The following is a 19,687-nucleotide window of genomic DNA, read 5'->3' as shown; positions in this document are numbered from 1 at the left end:
TTTCGAGGTGATGCACTATGCCAATTGAATTTATTGGGATGATTGGAACGCGACAAATATCTGAGTTAGATGGGCCGACAGTTTCAATCACAGGTGGTTCTATAGATGCCGCTTATGTCCGCAAGTTTGCTCAGGCACATGAGGAGGGTGGTTTTGATCGGGTATTGGTTGGTTATGGCTCAACTGGCCCCGATGGCTTAACTGTGGCTTCTTTCGCGGCGGCGGCAACAGAACGGTTGAAGTTTTTAATCGCCCACCGCCCTGGTTTTGTGGCTCCGACACTCTTCGCCCGGAAAACGGCAACTTTGGATCATTTTACTAATGGTCGCATTGCTGTACACATTATTACAGGTGGCAGCGATGCCGAACAGCAACGCGATGGTGATTGGCTTGACCACGATACTCGCTATCGCCGTACAGATGAGTACCTCGATATTGTGCGGCGGGTGTGGACGAGTAATACTCCCTTCGATTATGAGGGCGAATTCTATTGTGTAAAAGATGCTTACTCAGATGTGAAGCCTTTACAACAACCCCATATACCTCTATATTTTGGCGGCGCTTCTGGTGCAGCAGTGCCCGTGGGTGCAAAGCATAGTGATGTCTATGCCATGTGGGGAGAACCCATTGCGGCGGTTAAGGAACGGATACGCGAAGTAAAAGCTGTAACACCACCAGGGCGATCGCCACGCTTCAGTGTCTCGTTGCGACCGATTCTGGGTGATACTGAAAAGAAAGCTTGGGAAAAAGCCCACTCGATTTTATCGCGGGTTAAGGAAATTCGGGCTGCAAAAACAGAAAATCAACTACCGATAACTCCCTACTTTAATTCAGCACGTCCGCAAGCAGTGGGTTCTAATCGGTTATTACAGTTTGCTCAAGAAAGCGAAATTTTCGACAAACGCTTATGGACGCCCATTGCCGCCGCGACTGGTGCTTATGGTAATACTACTGCCCTCGTTGGTACACCGGAACAAGTCGCAGAGTCCCTGGTGGATTACTATGATGCTGGGGTAACGACTCTATTGATTCGGGGATTTGATCCATTAGGAGATGCGATCGCCTATGGTCGTGATGTGATTCCCCTAGTCCGCGCAGAAGTGCAACGCCGGGAGCGACAAGCTGCTGTTGTCTCTTAGTGCAGCGTTGCGTAAAATCGGAGTTTTTTTCAACGCAGAGGTACGCAGAGTAATCGCAGAGGTACACAGAGCTACACTACTCCCTGTTTTACCTGAAAACTGCTGTAAATAATTTGATTATTTCAAAATTACATGACCAAAGTATTCATTCTCGATGCCAACCAAGAACCGTTATATCCAGTACGCATCAGTCATGCTAGGCTGCTATTGTCACAAGGTAAAGCTACGGTATTTCAGCGATATCCCTTTACGATCATTCTGAAAGAGTCCCTTTCTCATCTCAAACTTGAGCAACTTGGCTTTAAGATTCGCCCTGGTGTTAAAACTACTAGTACTATTGTCAATAAAGATCACAAAATTGGTATTAATGTTAGTCGCCTCCCAAACAGAGGAATATAAATGACGAACCACACGATTTTGGAACCATTACCGGAAGACCAATGGTTTATTGAGAGCCAGGAACTACGATCCTTTGTCGCAACGGTGCGGGAAATTAGCGCTAGTACTGTTGACGATCGCCCACAAACTCTCGCTAGACTAGAACCCTATTTTCAAGAACTCCTTGCTCAACAGGGATGGCTACCCCAAAAGTTTGCCCAAGTCAATCCTGAAAGCCGGATGGGTGGCGGTATTGGTCAGTGGCTACTTTATCGCGCCAAAGACCGCTCACTGTCAGTATTCAGTTTGGTGATTCCCCCAGGTTCCACAACTCCCGTCCACGACCATTTAGCTTGGGGGTTGATTGGTTTATATCAAGGCAATCAAGAAGAAACAGTCTATCGCCGTGTAGATAGCGGTGATGCCGAAGGACACGCACAATTACAAGTAACTGAAGTGCGATCGCTTCAACCAGGAGATATCTACCGCCTGTTACCGCCAGATGGTGATATCCACGCCGTCAAAACCACATCCCAGAGCGCATCTGTATCTATCCATATTCTAGGTAATGATACTGGTTGCATTTTGCGTCACCAGTTCATCCCAGAATCTCACAGCGTCAAATCATTTCGCTCTGGATATTCCAACGCTCCCTGTAAAGAGGAAGAGGAAAAAGAACATGCCCAAGTACGATAGACCACAACCCCCAGTATTTGATCGAGTTGAAGACGAACGCCTGTACCGTAAGCAACGCCTCGCTGCTGCCTTTCGCCTGTTTGGTAAATTTGGATTCAGTGAGGGAATCGCCGGACATATTACGGCTCGCGATCCAGAGTTTACAGACCATTTCTGGGTCAATCCATTAGGGACATACTTCGGTCATATCCGAGTTTCTGACCTGATCTTAGTTAACAGAGAAGGTGAGGTGGTTAAAGGTGATGCTCAGGTAAATCAAGCTGCTTTCGCCATCCATTCTCAGATTCATGAAGCTCGACCTGATGTAATTGCGGCGGCTCACGCCCATTCACTTTATGGTAAAGCCTGGTCTAGTTTGGGCCGTCTCCTTGACCCCTTGACTCAAGATTCTTGTGCTTTTTACGAAGACCATGCCCTGTTTGACGATTTTACAGGTGTTGTTTTAGAAACTTCTGAAGGTCTGCGATTAGCCCAAGCTTTGGGGTCAAAGAAAGCTATTATCTTACGCAACCACAGCATTTTAACTGTGGGACATACAGTAGATGAAGCTGCCTTCTGGTACATTAGTTTAGAGCGATCGTGTCAAGCCCAATTGCTAGCAGAAGCAGCAGGTAGACCCACTACTATCAAACACGAGACAGCCCGTTTAACCCAAACTCAAGTGGGATCACATACAAGTGGGTGGTTCAGTTTCCAGCCCCTTTACGACAGGATTGTGCGTGAAGAGCCTGATTTGTTGAATTAGCACTATGCTTTTTGGCACTAAGATATTCAAAATTCAAAATTTTCCGCGCGGTGTCTCGTAGAGAAGAGAGCTACATTAGGGGATTTAAACCCGACTGTAGCTTGCTTAAGAGCAGGGTAGCTGAACCGTATGGGAGTAGCTCAGACTTCGCTCAGTTCAGTTACTTATTATCAACTTACCTTGAATATCTGAATATTATATACTCCAGTAAACCTATAAGTTTATAGTATTAATATCGCTCAGAGAAATCATTTTGATGATTAACCAAATCTTTCGCCGCTTAATTAGCAAGTGGATATCGTTGATAAAAATCAGGAATATCCCCTCTAACAACCAACATAAATTATTCTTTTCTTCTCCTTTGCCAATAGTGGGGGCTTTTATTACAGGTCTTTGTCTGAGCTTGCTATTTGCTGCTTGTTCATCGACACCAACTGTTAATGCCCCTAATCCCAATGCCACATCTGTTAGCAATTCCGCCTCCAATGCAAAAGTAGTCAGATTTGGCTATCAAAAATCGACTATTTTGTTGAGAGCTAAGGGTGTTTTAGAAAAGCGTTTAGCACCTGAAGGTATCACTGTACAGTGGACTGAATTTCAGGCGGGGCCGCAACTACTAGAAGCGATGAATGTCGGTAGCATTGACATCGGCCCAGTAGGAGAATCACCGCCAATATTTGCCCAAGCTGCGGGAGCATCACTAACTTACGTTGTTGGTACTGCTGCTAGTCCGGCTGGTTCAGCAATTCTTGTTCCTCAAAATTCAAAAATTCAAAAAGTTACTGACCTAAAAGGTAAAAAAGTTGCTTTTCAAAAAGGATCTAGTGCCCACTTATTGTTAGTCCAAGCTTTAGAAAAAGCTGGATTGAAATATACAGACATTGAACCTAAATATTTGGCTCCAGCAGATGCCCGCGCGGCATTTGTTAAGGGAAGTGTGGATGCCTGGGTAATTTGGGACCCCTTCTATGCAGCGGCTCAAGAGGCAACTAAAGCCAGAGTCCTGATTGATGGCACGGGAATTAATAAACAGGGAGGATATTATTTGATGACCCGCAAGTTTGTTACCGAAAATCCCCAAACTGTCAAGGCAATACTGGAGGAAATTCAAAATCTCGAAGAATGGTCTAAAAACCATCGAGAAGAAGTAGCAAAAATTCTTGCACCTGTGTTAGGAATTGATCTAGAAACGATGAGGAAGGCAACTAACAGACGAACTTTTGGGCTTGTACCAGTTGACGACAATTTGATAAATCTCCAACAAGGTGTTGCAGATACATATTACAAATTGAAGTTAATTCCCAAAGAGGTAAATGTAAAAGATGCAGTGTTGACAAAAGAAGAATACGCTGCTTTTTCACCAAAAACTTAAACTAGTACAATGAATCGGTTTTCAGGGCATACATCTCTATGCCCTGACAGATGAAATTGCTATTAGTCAAACAACTGACAACTTTTGAAATGTAAATCTTGGAATTAATTATGACTAATCCTACAGAACTACTGCGATCGCGCTACGGTGAAACTCCTTTCAATTCGGAAATTGAATGGAATGATTCGCTGACATCACTACTATCACACCGTTCCATCCGGTCTTATGTATCCGATCCTCTACCACCAGGAACTCTGGAGTTGCTAATTGCAGCCGCCCAATCTGCATCTACTTCTTCTAATTTGCAAACCTGGAGTGTAGTTGCAATCGAAGACCAAGAACGCAAAGAAGAATTATCTAAACTAGCGTCAAATCAAGCACACATTAAGCAAGTGCCTTTATTCTTGGTTTGGTTAGCAGACTTGGCGCGTCTAAGTTATGTTGCTGACAGTCGCGGACTATCTCATGACGCTTTAGAATATTTGGAAACCTTTGTGACAGCTACAATTGATGCCACATTAGCAGCGCAAAATGCAACTGTAGCAGCCGAGTCACTTGGTTTGGGAACAGTATATATCGGCGCACTACGAAACCATCCTCAAGAAGTAGCAGCACTACTAAATTTACCGCCTTCTGTGTTCCCTGTATTTGGGTTGTGTGTGGGTTATCCAAATCCTGAAGTGCCAGCAGCAATTAAACCACGCTTACCCCAGACAGCTGTGCTGCACCATGAAACCTATAAATTAGCAGAACAAGAAGAAGCGATCGCTCACTACAACAACATCATCAAAGACTTTTATACTGAACAAAAGATGAATATTGCTGGCGATTGGTCAGAACACTCAGCCCAACGGATTGCAACTGTGGAGGCTTTGAGAGGACGCGATCGCTTGCGTGAAATTCTCAATAACCTCGGCTTCAAGTTGCTGTAAGGGACTTCCAAATAAAAAAATATTCAATTAACTCTTGTGGGGTGGGCATCTTGCCCGCCTTATGGACTGGGCGGGCGAGACGCCCACCCCACAATATTGGATAATTTATTTCTTGGAGTTCCCTAAGCATAATAATCATAGTGCGGTTGTCTCTCTGATGAGGGGCGATCGCACTTCTATTTTCTCACAAAGTTAAATTTTCAAACTGCAAGCATTAGCGGTGATGAAATTCGATCTCTTTCTCTAGAATCTTGATGTCATAGTTGCCAAAAAAATCGTGGCCCAGTAAGCCGATGCTTGCTTTTGGTGCGATCGCTACCTGAAGATTATTACCTGTAACTCCACCGACTGCAATGGATTTGACCTTACCAGTTGGGAATTCTACTTCGCTACCATCAGCAATTTGGGCTTGCATTGTACCCGTAGCCTGAAGTTCAAGTGTATTCGCCATATTTAGAGTGATAATCGTTCCACTAGCACCTGTATCTACTATCATTTCAAAGGTTTTTTTGTCATTGAAAGTGACATCAATCACAGGAGTTCCACCAAAACGGCGTTTGATGGGAACTCGAAAAACTTTGTTGTCTGGAGGTGCAACTATATTACCATTGCCACAAAGGCTTCCTAATCCAACAGTTTTACCAGAGGAAGTTACCATGTAACACGCTCCTGGATCGTCTGCTGTTGCTTGATGAGAGAATGCTAAAAATATCAGGGTCGGCATTATTGCGTAGGCGTAGCCCGTCGTAGACATTGCAGCTAGGTTAACGGTCGTAATCCAACGCTTCCAAGCATTCTTCATATTATATGGCTCTCCAATTTTTCTGATATTTGTTGATAAGTAAATTACTCATAAATACTGCGAAAATTTGTGTCAAAAATCCAGATTATTAATCCAAAAACACCATATTTATATATAGCAGTTATCTTTTATATGCAATACGCTATGACCTCTCTACTCAAAGGAGATATATATACAATATTACTCCCTTTACCTTATAGATAATGGGTTAGGTACATATTAGATTCAACGAAAAAGCGCTATAGTTATTTTTTACTTATGTGCCTTTATAAAATAAAATTGCATTTTACTCAATACATCTTAACTAGGATTACTGATTGATAAATTAAAGATTAGGTAAAGACATGATAATAACACTTAGAGCAGATTAAGTGTGACATCCTAATTACAGTAGTTTTCAGGTAAATAGCTGTAAGATAAATTTGTTAGCTTACTCAAATTTATCTGCTGCATTTACAGCAATTGCGATCGCATTTTTCACAGCAATGTCTCTTTGTTCTAGAATGATATTTTCGCTAACAGTACGCCCAGCTACTACACCGCAAATGGCCGCTGCTGCAAAATTATACACTCCTGCCATTTTGAATAATGTGCCGCATTCCATCTCGTAATTCAAGATATTCAAGCGGCGATATTCTTCTGTAATGCCATGCAGCGATCGCATTAAATATGGATTTGCTGAGTCAGTGCGTTCTTGCCCTTCGTAAAAAGTATCAACTGATGCCGTAATTCCGATGTAATGTTCAACCTCTAATTCTCGTGCGGCTTTAACTAAAGCGACTGTCAGAAAAGGATCGGCTGCGGCTGGATACTCCACAGGTGCAATGTCATAAGCTGCACCTTGGCGACATAATGCTGCACTGCTAATGACAACACTACCGACTGGTATATAAGGTTGAATAGAACCACAAGTTCCAATACGAATAATTTGCCGGATTCCTACTTGTACCAACTCATTGACTACAATACTTAATGAAGGCGCACCCATGCCACTTGTAGCTGATAAGATACGGCGACCATTAGGTAAGTATCCCACATAGCTATTGAGTCCGCGATTTTCTGACAACACGCGTACATTTTGTAAATAAGTTTGGGCAATTAGACGCGATCGCTCTGGATCGCCAGATAATAGGGCAATGCTGGGAGGTGATGAACCCAAATCATCTTGCCCAAAGCCAATGTGATAAAAGCGTTTATTTGCCATTCAATTTTAGACGATAGCTAAAACCTCTATTTTTACGTTATTTCAAAGGTTTGTGGTTTAGTGAAAGGGGCTACTGGCAAAAATTTTGGGTTTGGGAGACGCGATAAATCGCCGTCTCTACAAGTGTTCTGGGCTGATCTGAACTATATTGAGTTATCACCAAATTATAAATGCGATCGCACCCATACACCATTATCCATTAAGTTTTTCAGACTTTACTACTACCCATTGCGTCACAGGCGCCATTGCTCGCCAGCCCAGAAATTTACCAATAGGTTCCGCCCGTTGAATGGCAATACGAGTTAAATCGCCACCGACTCGCTCATGCCATTGAAATAAAGTTTGCTCACCCTCTACCGTCACTACATTTGCTACCAAACGCCCCCCTGGCCTTAGTGCTTCCCAGCAAACATCAAAAAGTCCCGTTGCTGTCACCCCACCACCAATAAAAATAGCATCTGGTGTTGGCAAGTCTTTCAGGGCATAGGGCGCTTTCCCTTCAATAATTTGCAGATTTGGAGTACCGAGAGTGCTGGCATTATCGGCAATGTAAAGTAGTCTAGATGAGTTTTGTTCGATCGCGATCGCTCGACATCGTGCATTACTCCGCATCCATTCAATTGAAATTGAGCCGCAACCTGCGCCAACATCCCACAACAGCGCTCCCGGTGTGGGTGCTAAAGCTGCAAGGGTAATTGCTCTAACTTCACGTTTAGTTAACTGTCCATCGTGGTGATAGGCGTTATCTGGTAATCCTGGTAACTTTGGTAATGAGATCACCCCAGCATCAGCAATACAATCAACTGCGATCGCATTCAAAGCTGCAACTTCAGTTTCACCCCAAGATGCAGCCGTACCTTTGATAATTTTTTCATGAACGCCGCCCATACGCTCCAGTACGGTGATTTTGCTGCCACCATAGCCGCGATTTGTCAAAATTTGGGCAACAATGGCGGGTGTGTCTTTACCCTCACTCAAAATTAATAGCCGCGCTTTTGGGTAAATGTAAGACTGGAGTAAGGAGGATGGACGACCATTTAAACTCAAGGTTTCCACCTCAGTTAAAGACCATCCAACTCTGGCACAGGCGAGGCTGAAGGCTGAAGGTGCGGGGATAATTGTCATTTCAGAGATAGGAATTCGCCGCATCAAGGTGACACCAATGCCGTAACACATGGGATCGCCGCTTGCGAGTACGCAGATTGACTGACCCCGACGCTGGATGATTTCGTCAATTGAAGTGCTAATGGGAGATGTCCAGACTAGTTTCTCGCGTTGGTCATCTGTAGGGAGCATTGCTAAATGGCGATCGCCTCCCACAATTACTTTAGCTTGAGTGATTAGGGAAAGAGCGATCGCACTTAATCCCTGTAACCCATCTTCCCCAATGCCGACAATAGAAAGCCATTTCTCTGTCATATCAAATTCATAATTAATAATCACTACTTCATAGCTATAGCAATCCGATTTGATTTCTGAATCACTCGTAGAGGTAAGGAACTGGGGACTGGGGACTGGGAAGAAGAAATAAAGGTGTACTGAGTTTTGTTCAAAAATCAAATATGAGTCCTATATAGCGTTACTTATTTTTCCTGGTAGCCTAATTTCCCCCGTGAACGGTTACTCAAAACGGTGTCTTTACATGTAGATGAATAGTTTCATTTAACTGCGGATGCTTGAAGCGAAGTTCTCTGGCGTGCAGATGTAACCGACTGGCAACTGCACAGCATCCATAAAGGCGATCGCCTAAAATAGTTATCCCCAGTCCTCGCACATCAGCTGAATGAACCCTTAATTGATGGGTGCGTCCGGTGAGTGGCGTAAATTCTACGCGGGTGTAGTCTCCTTCTCTCGCCATTATCTGAAAGTGTGTCAAGCTGGGTTTGCCATGCTGCCAATCAACTTTTTGATAGGGGCGATTTTCAGGATCTCCCCACAATGGTAAGTTAATTACACCTTGCTCAACTGTTACAACACCGGCAAGTATGGCTTCATAAACCTTGTGAACCTGGCGTTGCTGAAACTGCTGACTAAGTTGCCGATGGGTTTGGCGATCGCGTGCTAACAACAAAATCCCGGAAGTTTCTTGATCTAGGCGATGCACAGATGCAAGCGCCATGCCATCCGGTAACAGATGACCTAAGCGACTCAAGATACTATCTTGGCGATCGCGATAACGGCCAGGTATCGAAAGTAATCCAGCAGGTTTATTTACTGCAATTAGCCATTCGTCTTCATAAATAATGGGTAAAGTGACCTCTCCCCCTTCCCTGCAAGGCAAGGGAGTTGGGGGGTTAGGTCTTAACCCTGAGAGCAAAAACCCCATCAATGGCTGACATCGCTCCGCACATGCTCCATAAAATTCTCCCTGAATTTTGTCCTGATTTGCTGAAGATGCACCCCACCAAAACTCTGCCATTGCCAACGGTTTGAGATTATGTGTTGCTGCATAATGAAGCAGCTTTGGGGCACAACAGTCTCCTGTACCAGTGGGCGAACCTCCTGGCATCAATTCTTGCAATGATTGCGATCGCCCAGAAAAATTAGTCAAGCTATAGCTAGCCTGCATTTGAGCTTGTAATTGACGGGATAGTGCTTTTCGCTGTTGTTTCAGTTCACTAATTCGCGTATCTGTTGCTGCAATTAACTGTTGCAGGGGTTGTAATACGGCATTTTGCTGGCGTTTAAGTTGTCGTCGCTCAATTCCCTGTTGACGACTCTCTTCATCGAGTTGTTCAAGAGCAATAGTGAGTGCTTCTGGGCTGAGTGTCTTGCAGATTTGCTGACGTTTTTCCTGTCGTTGATGTTTGCAATCGCGATGGCGATCGCTCATTGCTTGCAACTGCTGCTCAAAATCATTTAATAGAGTTTCATATTGCTGGCGTTCGGTCAGTTGCTTCAAGGTCAGAAGTTCTTGCTTAATCGCGTCTAACTGCGCCAAAGTGCGGGCTTCCTCGAAAGCAACTTCGTCTCTGCCTGGAATTGGTGGCACCCAACCATCAACAACACTACAACCATTTAAAAGACCGGAGAAGGCTTTTAGTACCCATTTTTCGCCATTAGGCAGTTCAACCAATAAGATGCCATACATCTTGCCTTCACAAGAATAACAGTCATTATTAGCTAACTCTTGCATTAGTCCGTGGGCGATCGCTTCAGACATTGAGGTGCGGGGTAATTTTAGACGATTGCCACTTTCTAGACAGCGGCCTTCGTACCAATAGCTACAAGATGAGTCGCTGATCGCATCGCAGTCGATGAAATCTGAAAGTGGATGCAGAACTACCATACAGGCTTCAACTCTCTGGTAATTTAGCAAACGCCTGTTCAACTAACTCCTTTGCCTTCGCATCCAAACGCAGCCAATCCACTTCACCGAGTTCATCAATTAAACTAGTATCAACATCAGCAGATTCCTCAACTGGGCTGTATTTAAGAAAACACACTTGATAACACAGTTCCCACAAATCGATACTTGCTTGCTGCTGTTGACGCTCTAAACGTAGATGATATCCTGGATGGGGCATCGGCAGACGAGCCAGAGTCTCTCTGATTTCATCTGCTTCTTGGGGCGTTGCAGTTTCCATTGCTTGCAACAACTCAGTCACCAATGCTTTGATTTCATCAGTGGTGCTAGGCGGCCAAATCAGGACATCATGGTAAGTTCCCGTCCAGGAAGATTCATCAAGCAGCTTGCGGAGATTGTCGATAACCCGAATGAAAGCAGGCTGCATGAGGATTTCAGCCTGTTGCCATGCAACTGAGTTTGTTATTTTAGGTGGCATTGGTAGTAAACAGGGGCACTATAAAGAAAAATAAACAGTCTGTGTTTATTAAAAAGCTGCGTTTTTAATCTAAATCTTTTCTCAAGATAGCGGATTTCATTGAAGAAAATTTGGAGATATTTATTACTAGCTGGAAAATTAGGTAAGAACTCTGGGGAGGGAATATGATAGGCAAGCTACTAGATCATCGTTACCAAGTAATTCGAGTCCTCGCGATGGGAGGATTTGGTCAAACCTATATTGCTGAAGATACTAGACGGCCTGGCAATCCCATCTGTGTTGTTAAGCACCTTAAACCCGGAACTGACCCCAGAGTTTTTGATACTGCGAAACGCCTATTCAACAGTGAAGCCGAAACCTTGGAAAGACTGGGCAATCATGACCAAATACCCAGGCTGCTAGCGTATTTTGACGACAATCAAGAATTCTATCTAGTACAAGAATATATTGAAGGACATACCTTAGCTGAAGAACTTATCCCTGGTAAACGCTGGAATGAAAGCCAGGTAATTCAACTGTTACAGGAAGTTTTAGAAATTCTTGAATTTGTCCATCGCCAAGGCGTGATTCACCGCGATATCAAACCGGATAATATCATTCGTCGCACTTCCGACAATAAATTAGTTTTAGTAGATTTTGGGGCAGTGAAGCAACTGCGTACACAAATGGTAGCAGTGGGCGGACAAGCTTCGGCGACAGTGGTTATTGGCACTCCTGGCTATATGCCCACAGAACAAGGGCAAGGTAAACCCCGTCCCAACAGCGATATCTATTCCCTTGGTGTGATTGCCATTCAAGCATTAACAGGATTACAGCCAACAGAATTGCAAGAAGACCCAGAAACGGGCGAAATCATCTGGCGTCATTCAGTAACCGTGAACCATCGACTGGCGGCAGTCTTGTCTAAGATGGTACGTTATCACTTCAAAGACCGCTACCAAAGCGCCACGGAGGCATTGCAAGCCTGTAAAGAGGCAATTAATCCTGTAGCAGCACTTTCCACATCTCAAGAAGCCGCCAATAATTCCAGCTACCAAGTAGCTAAATCCCAGCCTCAAGTATCTCGCCTGCAAACTGTTGCAGTTGCACCGGCAAATCCTGTCCGCGCGAAACCTGGGCGTCAAGATTCTCAGAAATCCGACCCTTGGCCGATATTAATTGGCATATTATTGGCGGGTGGTGCGGCTGCTTTGGTAGCCAATGTATATCCAAATGTGAAAAATTTCGCTTTAAATATTACAGGTAATAATACTGCCTTAACAGACAAATGCTTGGCTATTGTCGCGGGAAGTTCTAATATCCGTTCTAAACCTAGTTCGATAAATTCTAATAACGTTTTGCAAACTGTTACTGATAACACCAATTTCGAGGTGACTGGCAAGCGGACAAAAGCAGGTTGGGTAGAAATTAAACTTAAACCTGGTCGTTTAGCTTGGGTTGACTCGGATGAGATAACCAATAATCAAGAATGGAGTTCTTGCCTACGCGAAAAAGGCATTGCAACAAAGATTGTAGATGATAGTAGCTCGATTGCGAATCGACCGACTACCAAGACAAAATCAAAATCGCGGGATGTCACAACTTCATTACCAGAAAAGTCGAAGGGGTCAGCCGACGATGCTGGGAAATCAGAACGATCGCAGCCTAGTGATAACAGTGCCAATATTATAGAACAAGCAAGACAGAAGTATGATTCAGGGGATATAACAGGAGCGATCGCACTTTTGAGGTCAGTTCCGGCAAATGCTGCTTCTGGTATCCAAGAGACGGGGAAAATGATTGCCCAGTGGCAGCAAGATTGGGCGAAGGCTGAGGCTTTGTCTAATGAGATCAACAAAGCAATAGATGATGGTAAATGGGATAAGGTTTTAGATTATAGAAACCATCCTGAAAAGTTGCCGAATACTCAATATTGGCGAAATAAAATAGAACCATTATTTAAACAAGCAGCCGCAAATCTGGCAAAACAGGCACTAACTACGCTAGAAAATCAAGGTAATCAAAAGAGTACCGAACAGAAAGTTCCCGATACTAAGAAACCTACTACTACAGAGAGTCCTAATACTATAGAAACTCCTAAGAGTGGCTTTTAAGATAATACAGTTCAGTTAAGCTCCTTCTCTTATCCAATATTGTGGGGTGGGCATCTTGCCATTGGTGTCAACTTAAGCTAAAACCCTTTTCAAATCTCGTTTCCAGCCTCCGGCTGGAAATGCAACTCAAAAGTGGCTCTGCCGCCAGTAAAGAGAGGCGGTAGCCCCAAAGACAAGCATTCCCAGTCGGAGACTGGGAACGAGGCAATCTAAAAGCTGCTTCCAGACTTGCTTTCACGTTAAGTTGACACCAATGGCATCTTGCCCGCCAGATAAATTGGGCGGGCGAGACGCCCACCCCACAAGAGTTAATGGGTATTTTTTGATTTGGAAGTCCCGAAAGGGAAGCATTTCAACGAAAGCAAATATACCAGGCGATTAGAAATCGCGGCGACACAAACGAATTTTCTACACGTCGCTAACTTGCAGCTAAATTGCCCCAACCTACATAAGGTAATTTTGCAGCCGTTGACCGAACTTGGTCAGCGTTAGCTACCAACTGACCGCAAGCGTCCCAAGTTCCAGAAATAAATGTGCTTCTTGTCCCTTCACCGATCGCAACTGGGGCGGTATAATCATCAATTTGCACTTGCAAGGTTTCCAGATTTACAGTGACGGCGGCTTGGGGATTGGCAGTGACTAACTTTTGCAGTTGTTTAACAGTAACAGCATCGGCTGTCAGACAAGGTATGCCCATTGCCACACAATTACCAAAAAAGATTTCCGCGAAGCTTTCACCAATTAAAGCTTGGATTCCCCATTTAGCGATCGCTTGGGGTGCATGTTCCCGTGATGAACCACAGCCAAAGTTCCGGTTGACTATTAAAATCTTCGCGCCTTGGTATTGGGGTTGGTCAAAGGCATGTTCACCTTTAAGTGCTTTCCGATCATCGATAAACGCGCCTTCACCTAAGCCGTCAAAGGTAATGGCTTTCAAATATCGTGCAGGAATGATGCGATCGGTATCTATATCATTGCCCACTAAGGGTATACCGCGTCCTGAAACCGTTTTAACTTCACTCACCATAGATTTTATCTATTATTTCAATGACAGCCTGTTGAAAAAGGGACTGGGGACTGGGGACTAGGGAGGATGAGGATATGAGGAATAGTAATAGGTATTTCAATTACCAGTCCCCAATACCCAGTCCCCAATACCCAGTCCCCAAAGTTACAGCAACTCACGCACATCAGAGACTTCGCCTTTGATGGCAGCAGTGGCGACCATCGCCGGACTCATTAACAATGTCCGACCGGAAGAGGAACCCTGTCTTCCTTTAAAGTTGCGATTAGATGAGGAGGCACTGATCTGTCTTCCTTCTAACTTATCGGGGTTCATGGCCAGGCACATGGAACATCCCGGTTCACGCCACTCAAATCCAGCTTCCTGAAAGATTTTATCCAGTCCTTCAGCTTCCGCCTCTTCCTTCACCCGTTCAGAACCAGGGACAACGAAGGCTTTGATTCCTTCTGCAACATGGCGACCTTTGGCGATTTTTGCCGCTTCTCGTAAATCACTAATTCTGCCGTTGGTGCAACTACCAATAAAGCAGACATCTATTTTGGTACCCTTGATGGGTTGACCAGGATATAAATCCATGTAGCGGTAAGCTTCTTCGGCAATAAATCGGTCTTCTTCTAGCAGTTCTTCTGGTTGAGGCACTGACTGATTGACACCGATACCTTGACCGGGAGTAATCCCCCAAGTAACGGTAGGAGGAATTTCCGCCGCGTCGAATACCACTACATCATCGTACTGGGCATCAGCATCGCTCTTGATGGATTCCCACCAAACTACTGCTTGCTCCCAATCTGCATCTTTGGGAGCAAAATCTCTACCTTTGAGGTAATCATAGGTGACTTGATCGGGATTGACGTAGCCGCATCTAGCACCGCCTTCGATCGCCATATTGCAGACAGTCATCCTTTCTTCCATATTCATTTGTGCAAAGGTCGTCCCTGCAAATTCGTAGGCATAACCCACACCACCTTTCACGCCAAGGGTACGGATGATATGTAAAATTACATCTTTGGCATAAACTCCTGGGTTGAGAGTGCCGTTAACTTCTATTTTGCGGACTTTCAGTTTGGAAAGGGCAAGGGTTTGGGAAGCAAGAACATCGCGGACTTGACTAGTACCAATGCCAAATGCGATCGCACCAAATGCCCCATGACTGGAAGTGTGACTATCTCCACAAGCGATCGTCATTCCCGGCTGGGTAATTCCCAGTTCTGGGGCGATGACGTGAACTATACCCTGACTGCCAGAACCAATATTGTAAAAAGTTATGTTATTTTCTTGACAATTTTCTTCAAGCGCCTGAATCATTTCCTCTGCCAAGCTATCGGCAAAGGGACGCGCTTGATTATCTGTGGGCACAATATGATCGACCGTGGCCACAGTCCGCTCTGGAAACAGTACTTTTAGACCCTTCTCGCGTAACATAGCAAAGGCCTGGGGACTGGTGACTTCATGAACTAGATGAAGCCCGATAAATAGTTGCGTTAGCCCTGAGGGAAGTGTACCAACGGTGTGTAAGTCCCAAACTTTATCAAACAGGGTACCTTTGCTCATACGTCAATCAATATTTAAGGAGTCCGGCCTTAAATAGTATCAAAAAAGAGTCTCGGTTTTTGCAGATAACTTAAATATTTTTAAATGCAGAGGGGCACAGAAGTAAGCGCAGAGGTACGCAGAGAATTAGCGATGTCATTCGATCGCCTTTGAGGTAGTAAATGCGAAAATTCTCCGAAATAGTGAGATGCAATTTTGAACGGTTTGTAGCAGGGCTTCGGCTGTTACTCTCAGATCAGCATTTACTTGCAACTGCTTATCTAATGTCGCTTCTATCCGGTCTAATCTGTCTGGACTGTCTTGGGTCATGGGAAATCCTTTTTGTTTTGATAAGGTCGCCGATGGCAGATGGGAGTCAGACGTTAATGGTGTTTTAGTTCGCATTGCGGCTTACCAAGATGGGTACAAAACTAACCTAACTGGTGATACTGTGCTGATTGATTTTGGCACTGCTATAAAGGCGAGTTTGCTGGCTGTGCTAGACTGACTGAGGAGCATTTTCAACGTTGGCAGCGCAAAGGCATATAGCAAAAAATCCATTCAGTTCTGCGATGTCTACGACGGGCTACGCCTACACAACTCAGGCAACTCGAAGGACGAGACGTAGAACCATCCGCAGGAGTTATTGCCACTCTCCCTTTATGAAAAACTTATTTCTTGAAATATCTCAAGCCGTTACGGTCTTGATATTTGTTGATATATTCTACATTCTGTTGCTCTAATTTTGTCAGCAATTTAGGTGGAAATTCTTCTGGTGAATATATAGGACGATACCAAGATTGGTTATCAAAGTAATTTTGTAATTCAGCAGTGCTAAAACGACGACCATGAATTGCAAAAATCGAATTTCGCATAATATCTAGTTCAAAACCGTTCTTACCATTCAAATCTGTATCAGTTACAAGTCTTTGGGAAAGCCAGAAATAATTGTTTGGAGTCGTGGTATCAACTGGCGGTATTGATGTAGTTGAGGAAGGTGTAGATTGAATAGGAACAGATGGGGGAGTTGGTGTAAATTTGGGAGTTTCTATCACTGGGCTGGTGATAGTTGAGGGTGTTTCTGTAGGTAATACCGCTTTGTCTACTATGGGTTGAGAAGATTTTGGTAACACTTGACTAATAATCACAGATGCACCGATTAGCCCACCTGCAACTAAAGCACCGATGAGAATACCATTTGGTTGATTACTTTGAGGGGTAGGCTGCGGCTTGACAGATAGCGTCTGAGGCTGCGGTGCAGAGACTACAGTCGGTTGAGTCAAGAGGGGTTGTGTCAGTGGAATTGGATTTGCTATGCTCTGCAAAGCATCCAGCATTGCTCTGGCTGTGGGGTAGCGATCGCGTGGATGATAAGCGATCGCTTGATCAATAAGTCCTGCCATAATTGGGCTAACATGACTCGCATACTGTCGCCACACAATTTCACCCGTTTGGGAATTGGTTTCTAGTTGTTGCGCCTGTCTACCAGTCAGCAAATAAATTACCGTCATTCCTAAACTGTATAAATCACTAGAAAAAACTGGTCTACCTGCGGCTTGTTCACTCGGCATATAGCCAGGCGTACCAATTACAATCGAACTAGTAGGATTGCCTTGGGAATTTACTACTGTTCCCATCGATTCCCGTATAGCCCCAAAATCAATCAGTACTGGTTTACCGTCTCGATGGCGCACAATGATATTATCCGGTTTAATATCGCGGTGAACGATATACTTGGAATGAACGTAATCCAGGACGGGTAATAAATTCATGAATAATTCCTGGACAGCGCCTTCACTAAATAGCCCCTGCTTCTGGACTTTTCCAGTTAGGGTATCGCCCTCAATCCACTCCTGAACTAAGTAAAACTGTCCGCTTGAGGAGAAGTAGGCATACAATGCCGGAATTTGCTCATTTGCACCACCGAGTTCTTCTAAAATAGCTGCTTCGCGTTGAAACCTCTCTTGCACCAACTGGTAAATTTGGGGATTGTTGTGAATCGGTCTTAGCTGTTTAACCACACAATGGCGCTTTGAAGGCATATAAGTATCTTCAGCTAGATAGGTTTCACCAAACCCACCAGCGCCCAATGTGCGGATAACTTGATAGCGATCGTTCAGCAGTTGTATTGTCATAGGAGATTACAAGCGATATTCATAAGATAGTTTTCCCCAAAACTACCTTCATTTCAAATCTAGTAAACCTTCTTCCTTCAATTTAGGATTGAAGCGAATTTGCATTTGCAAACCGCGCACTTCTAGCAATTGCGTTGAAATTTCTGCTTCTACTCTCCGTGCTACATTTTTAATAATTTTTATTTGTGCTAATTCATCATTAGCTGGATTCTGATATTTTGCCTGTTCTTCAGGTGTCATTACTACTTTGACATCAATGGGATGAGTCCATTTTTCTTTGTTATCCCCATTGCCCCAGGGCACACTACCATTTTCAGCAATCCAAGCATTTTCAGTATTTTCTAAGATTGTGCGACTGGGGCGTTCAATAGTTTGAACTTTTACCCAATAGCAATGCTGTGGCTGGCGGACTAAATGCTGCTTAAGGCTGAGATAAACATCACGAGAGTATCCTACAAATTGCAGCGCTTTTTCTTGGTCAAAAATAGCATATACACCAATTTTACCCTGAAATTGTTCGGGTAGTTGGCCGCGATCGTCGATATAAGGAATGTATTCCAGAACTGCTAAAGAAGAAAGATTCGTTTCAGAAGCCATACATAAAATATTAAACTTACTATTTGCCTTCAGAATTGAGAATTGCTAATTAGGGAAAAATAATCTTGAATAATTAACCATTACCCAATTTTTGGTAAATTGCACAAAGGCGACTGGGTTGGAAAATCTTAGCACTGAACATGAAATTTGGTGGCACATTAATAATGGCATATTCATCAGATTCATGATATTTTTCAAATTCTGCTGGCATTCCTTTTGTGGTAGTTAAGCTGTAAGGAACTGGCTGGAAAAGTAATTCTGTAAATTTAAGTTGCTCACATCCCAACTGTTGGCAAATTTGGTTCAAGAAAGCAACACTTGTCAACAAATTAAATAGAGTTTCTTGAGCTTGTGCTTGAAGAGTGAAACTGGCATCAAAGCTATGAACTATTTTAAGTGACATTTTTTGTATTAATAGCTAGTTATTAACGACTAAATGATATCAAGAAAAAGCAACATATTATACATGATAATACAAAATTATCAGGCAACTAAGTCCAGCTTGTAACCCTGTGTTGAAAAAACAAGCCTAATTCTCTGAAACATAATTAAGTTTTGGGTGTCAGCAAAATCCATTTTGGCACTTTCTTGTGACGCGATCGCCATATCTAAATCTAAATTTAGTTTTAGAAGTTAAAATCTTTCTGGTTCTTCAGTAGGTGTTATGCTGAAATTTTAATTAAACCCCAAAATTTTCCTTTAAAATCAAGGTTTAGAGGCGATTATAACCTCAATTTCAGCACGAAGACTCAAATGGTATACTAAAAACGGTTAGGAATTTTACTTTTAAACGCAGAGGTTCGCTGAGGTAAACCCGTAGGCCATTCTCTACGAGACGCTACGCGAACGCCTTCCCGCAGGGTAGGTACGCAAAGTTTTTCTTCAAGTTTTCCCTCTGAAATTTATACCATCCCGTAAAGTCCAGATATTAGCCGTTTGCAGTATAATCATAATGCCTGTTATTATTGCACAATAAGGGGTTCAAACTTATTTGCAGACATCTTATAGCATAACAGGTACGGAAGAGCCACCTTTCTTTATCTAGTCTATTTTTCGGTAAATACTTCAATTTTTAAATTAACCCACCTAATGTGGCATGAATGCTGGGATAAACAAAAAGCCCCAAGCTATGATGTAAGCGTGGGGCTTTAAGTATAAATAATAAACCTGGCATCGAGCTATTTTTGCGTAGGGCTACCCCTAAACTATCGTGGCCGCAGCAGCGTTTCACCTCTGAGTTCGGGAAGGGTTCAGT

At 43.7% G+C, this 19,687-nt stretch carries 20 protein-coding genes and 1 rRNA gene; 8 read left to right on the top strand and 13 right to left on the bottom strand.

The window, feature by feature from the left end:
- Positions 1-17: 17 nt before the first annotated feature.
- The 6 genes from V7K76_RS18080 (at position 18) to V7K76_RS18055 (ending at position 5,262) form a co-directional block, all read left to right on the top strand.
- The gene (locus tag V7K76_RS18080) at positions 18-1,139 is read left to right on the top strand and encodes an LLM class flavin-dependent oxidoreductase (RefSeq protein WP_334778271.1); all 1,122 of its coding nucleotides are present in this window, start codon (positions 18-20) and stop codon (positions 1,137-1,139) included.
- Positions 1,140-1,271: 132 nt separating this feature from the next.
- Positions 1,272-1,538 carry an RRXRR domain-containing protein gene (locus V7K76_RS18075; protein ID WP_334778270.1) on the top strand — a complete coding sequence of 89 codons (267 nt, stop codon included), beginning with the start codon at positions 1,272-1,274 and terminating at the stop codon, positions 1,536-1,538.
- The gene (locus V7K76_RS18070; RefSeq protein WP_334778269.1) at positions 1,539-2,213 is read left to right on the top strand and encodes a cysteine dioxygenase family protein; all 675 of its coding nucleotides are present in this window, start codon (positions 1,539-1,541) and stop codon (positions 2,211-2,213) included.
- Positions 2,197-2,958: a class II aldolase/adducin family protein gene (locus V7K76_RS18065; RefSeq protein ID WP_334778268.1), complete on the top strand. Its 762-nt coding sequence runs from the start codon at positions 2,197-2,199 to the stop codon at positions 2,956-2,958. The genes V7K76_RS18070 and V7K76_RS18065 overlap by 17 nt, the downstream gene beginning before the upstream one ends.
- Positions 2,959-3,214: 256 nt before the next feature.
- Entirely contained in the window at positions 3,215-4,330 is a 1,116-nt protein-coding gene (locus V7K76_RS18060; protein ID WP_334778266.1) for a sulfonate ABC transporter substrate-binding protein, read from the top strand.
- A gap of 110 nt (positions 4,331-4,440) precedes the next feature.
- Positions 4,441-5,262, top strand: a complete 822-nt coding sequence (locus tag V7K76_RS18055) for an NADPH-dependent oxidoreductase (protein WP_334778265.1) — start codon at positions 4,441-4,443, stop codon at positions 5,260-5,262.
- 214 nt (positions 5,263-5,476) lie between these two features.
- Here V7K76_RS18055 and V7K76_RS18050 read toward each other — a convergent pair whose 3' ends face one another.
- From V7K76_RS18050 to V7K76_RS18030, 5 genes are all read right to left on the bottom strand, one after another.
- Complete coding sequence (locus tag V7K76_RS18050; RefSeq protein ID WP_334778264.1) at positions 5,477-6,064, bottom strand: retropepsin-like aspartic protease family protein; 588 nt, start codon at positions 6,062-6,064, stop codon at positions 5,477-5,479.
- 430 nt (positions 6,065-6,494) lie between these two features.
- Positions 6,495-7,268: a nucleoside phosphorylase gene (locus tag V7K76_RS18045; protein ID WP_334953447.1), complete on the bottom strand. Its 774-nt coding sequence runs from the start codon at positions 7,266-7,268 to the stop codon at positions 6,495-6,497.
- A 192-nt stretch (positions 7,269-7,460) separates the two neighbouring features.
- On the bottom strand, positions 7,461-8,687 hold the full coding sequence (gene cbiE, locus V7K76_RS18040; RefSeq protein ID WP_334778262.1) for a precorrin-6y C5,15-methyltransferase (decarboxylating) subunit CbiE: 1,227 nt from the start codon (positions 8,685-8,687) through the stop codon (positions 7,461-7,463).
- 205 nt (positions 8,688-8,892) lie between these two features.
- On the bottom strand, positions 8,893-10,557 hold the full coding sequence (locus tag V7K76_RS18035; RefSeq protein ID WP_334778261.1) for an RluA family pseudouridine synthase: 1,665 nt from the start codon (positions 10,555-10,557) through the stop codon (positions 8,893-8,895).
- A gap of 7 nt (positions 10,558-10,564) precedes the next feature.
- Positions 10,565-11,053, bottom strand: coding sequence for a hypothetical protein (locus V7K76_RS18030; protein WP_334778260.1), 489 nt, complete (start codon positions 11,051-11,053; stop codon positions 10,565-10,567).
- A gap of 164 nt (positions 11,054-11,217) precedes the next feature.
- Here V7K76_RS18030 and V7K76_RS18025 point away from each other — a divergent pair, with 164 nt between their 5' ends.
- Positions 11,218-13,146, top strand: coding sequence for a protein kinase domain-containing protein (locus V7K76_RS18025; RefSeq protein WP_334778259.1), 1,929 nt, complete (start codon positions 11,218-11,220; stop codon positions 13,144-13,146).
- Between the two features lie 67 nt (positions 13,147-13,213).
- Here V7K76_RS18025 and V7K76_RS18020 read toward each other — a convergent pair whose 3' ends face one another.
- From V7K76_RS18020 to V7K76_RS18005, 4 genes are all read right to left on the bottom strand, one after another.
- Complete coding sequence (locus V7K76_RS18020; protein WP_334778258.1) at positions 13,214-13,384, bottom strand: hypothetical protein; 171 nt, start codon at positions 13,382-13,384, stop codon at positions 13,214-13,216.
- Between the two features lie 180 nt (positions 13,385-13,564).
- The gene (gene leuD / locus V7K76_RS18015) at positions 13,565-14,173 is read right to left on the bottom strand and encodes a 3-isopropylmalate dehydratase small subunit (protein ID WP_334778257.1); all 609 of its coding nucleotides are present in this window, start codon (positions 14,171-14,173) and stop codon (positions 13,565-13,567) included.
- Between the two features lie 144 nt (positions 14,174-14,317).
- Positions 14,318-15,721, bottom strand: coding sequence for a 3-isopropylmalate dehydratase large subunit (leuC, locus tag V7K76_RS18010; protein WP_334953451.1), 1,404 nt, complete (start codon positions 15,719-15,721; stop codon positions 14,318-14,320).
- Positions 15,722-15,856: 135 nt separating this feature from the next.
- Positions 15,857-16,030 carry a hypothetical protein gene (locus tag V7K76_RS18005; protein WP_334778255.1) on the bottom strand — a complete coding sequence of 58 codons (174 nt, stop codon included), beginning with the start codon at positions 16,028-16,030 and terminating at the stop codon, positions 15,857-15,859.
- Between V7K76_RS18005 and V7K76_RS18000 the strand changes: the two genes are divergently transcribed.
- The gene (locus V7K76_RS18000; RefSeq protein ID WP_334778254.1) at positions 16,029-16,208 is read left to right on the top strand and encodes a hypothetical protein; all 180 of its coding nucleotides are present in this window, start codon (positions 16,029-16,031) and stop codon (positions 16,206-16,208) included. The genes V7K76_RS18005 and V7K76_RS18000 overlap by 2 nt on opposite strands.
- Positions 16,209-16,371: 163 nt before the next feature.
- Here the strand turns inward: V7K76_RS18000 and V7K76_RS17995 are convergent, their stop codons facing one another.
- From V7K76_RS17995 to rrf, 4 genes are all read right to left on the bottom strand, one after another.
- Positions 16,372-17,835 (bottom strand): protein kinase domain-containing protein, encoded by a 1,464-nt coding sequence (locus V7K76_RS17995; RefSeq protein WP_334778253.1) that lies wholly within the window; start codon positions 17,833-17,835, stop codon positions 16,372-16,374.
- 48 nt (positions 17,836-17,883) lie between these two features.
- Positions 17,884-18,432 carry a GIY-YIG nuclease family protein gene (locus tag V7K76_RS17990; RefSeq protein WP_334778252.1) on the bottom strand — a complete coding sequence of 183 codons (549 nt, stop codon included), beginning with the start codon at positions 18,430-18,432 and terminating at the stop codon, positions 17,884-17,886.
- A 73-nt stretch (positions 18,433-18,505) separates the two neighbouring features.
- Positions 18,506-18,835 (bottom strand): hypothetical protein, encoded by a 330-nt coding sequence (locus V7K76_RS17985; RefSeq protein ID WP_334778251.1) that lies wholly within the window; start codon positions 18,833-18,835, stop codon positions 18,506-18,508.
- Positions 18,836-19,597: 762 nt separating this feature from the next.
- A 5S ribosomal RNA gene (rrf, locus tag V7K76_RS34620) occupies positions 19,598-19,687 on the bottom strand; the annotation flags it as partial.

The sequence above is a fragment of the Nostoc sp. genome, from assembly GCF_036917975.1.
Classification (GTDB): Bacteria; Cyanobacteriota; Cyanobacteriia; order Cyanobacteriales; family Nostocaceae; genus Nostoc.
The sequence above is the reverse complement of the archived record's forward strand: the minus strand, read 5'-3'. Positions and strand labels throughout refer to the sequence as shown.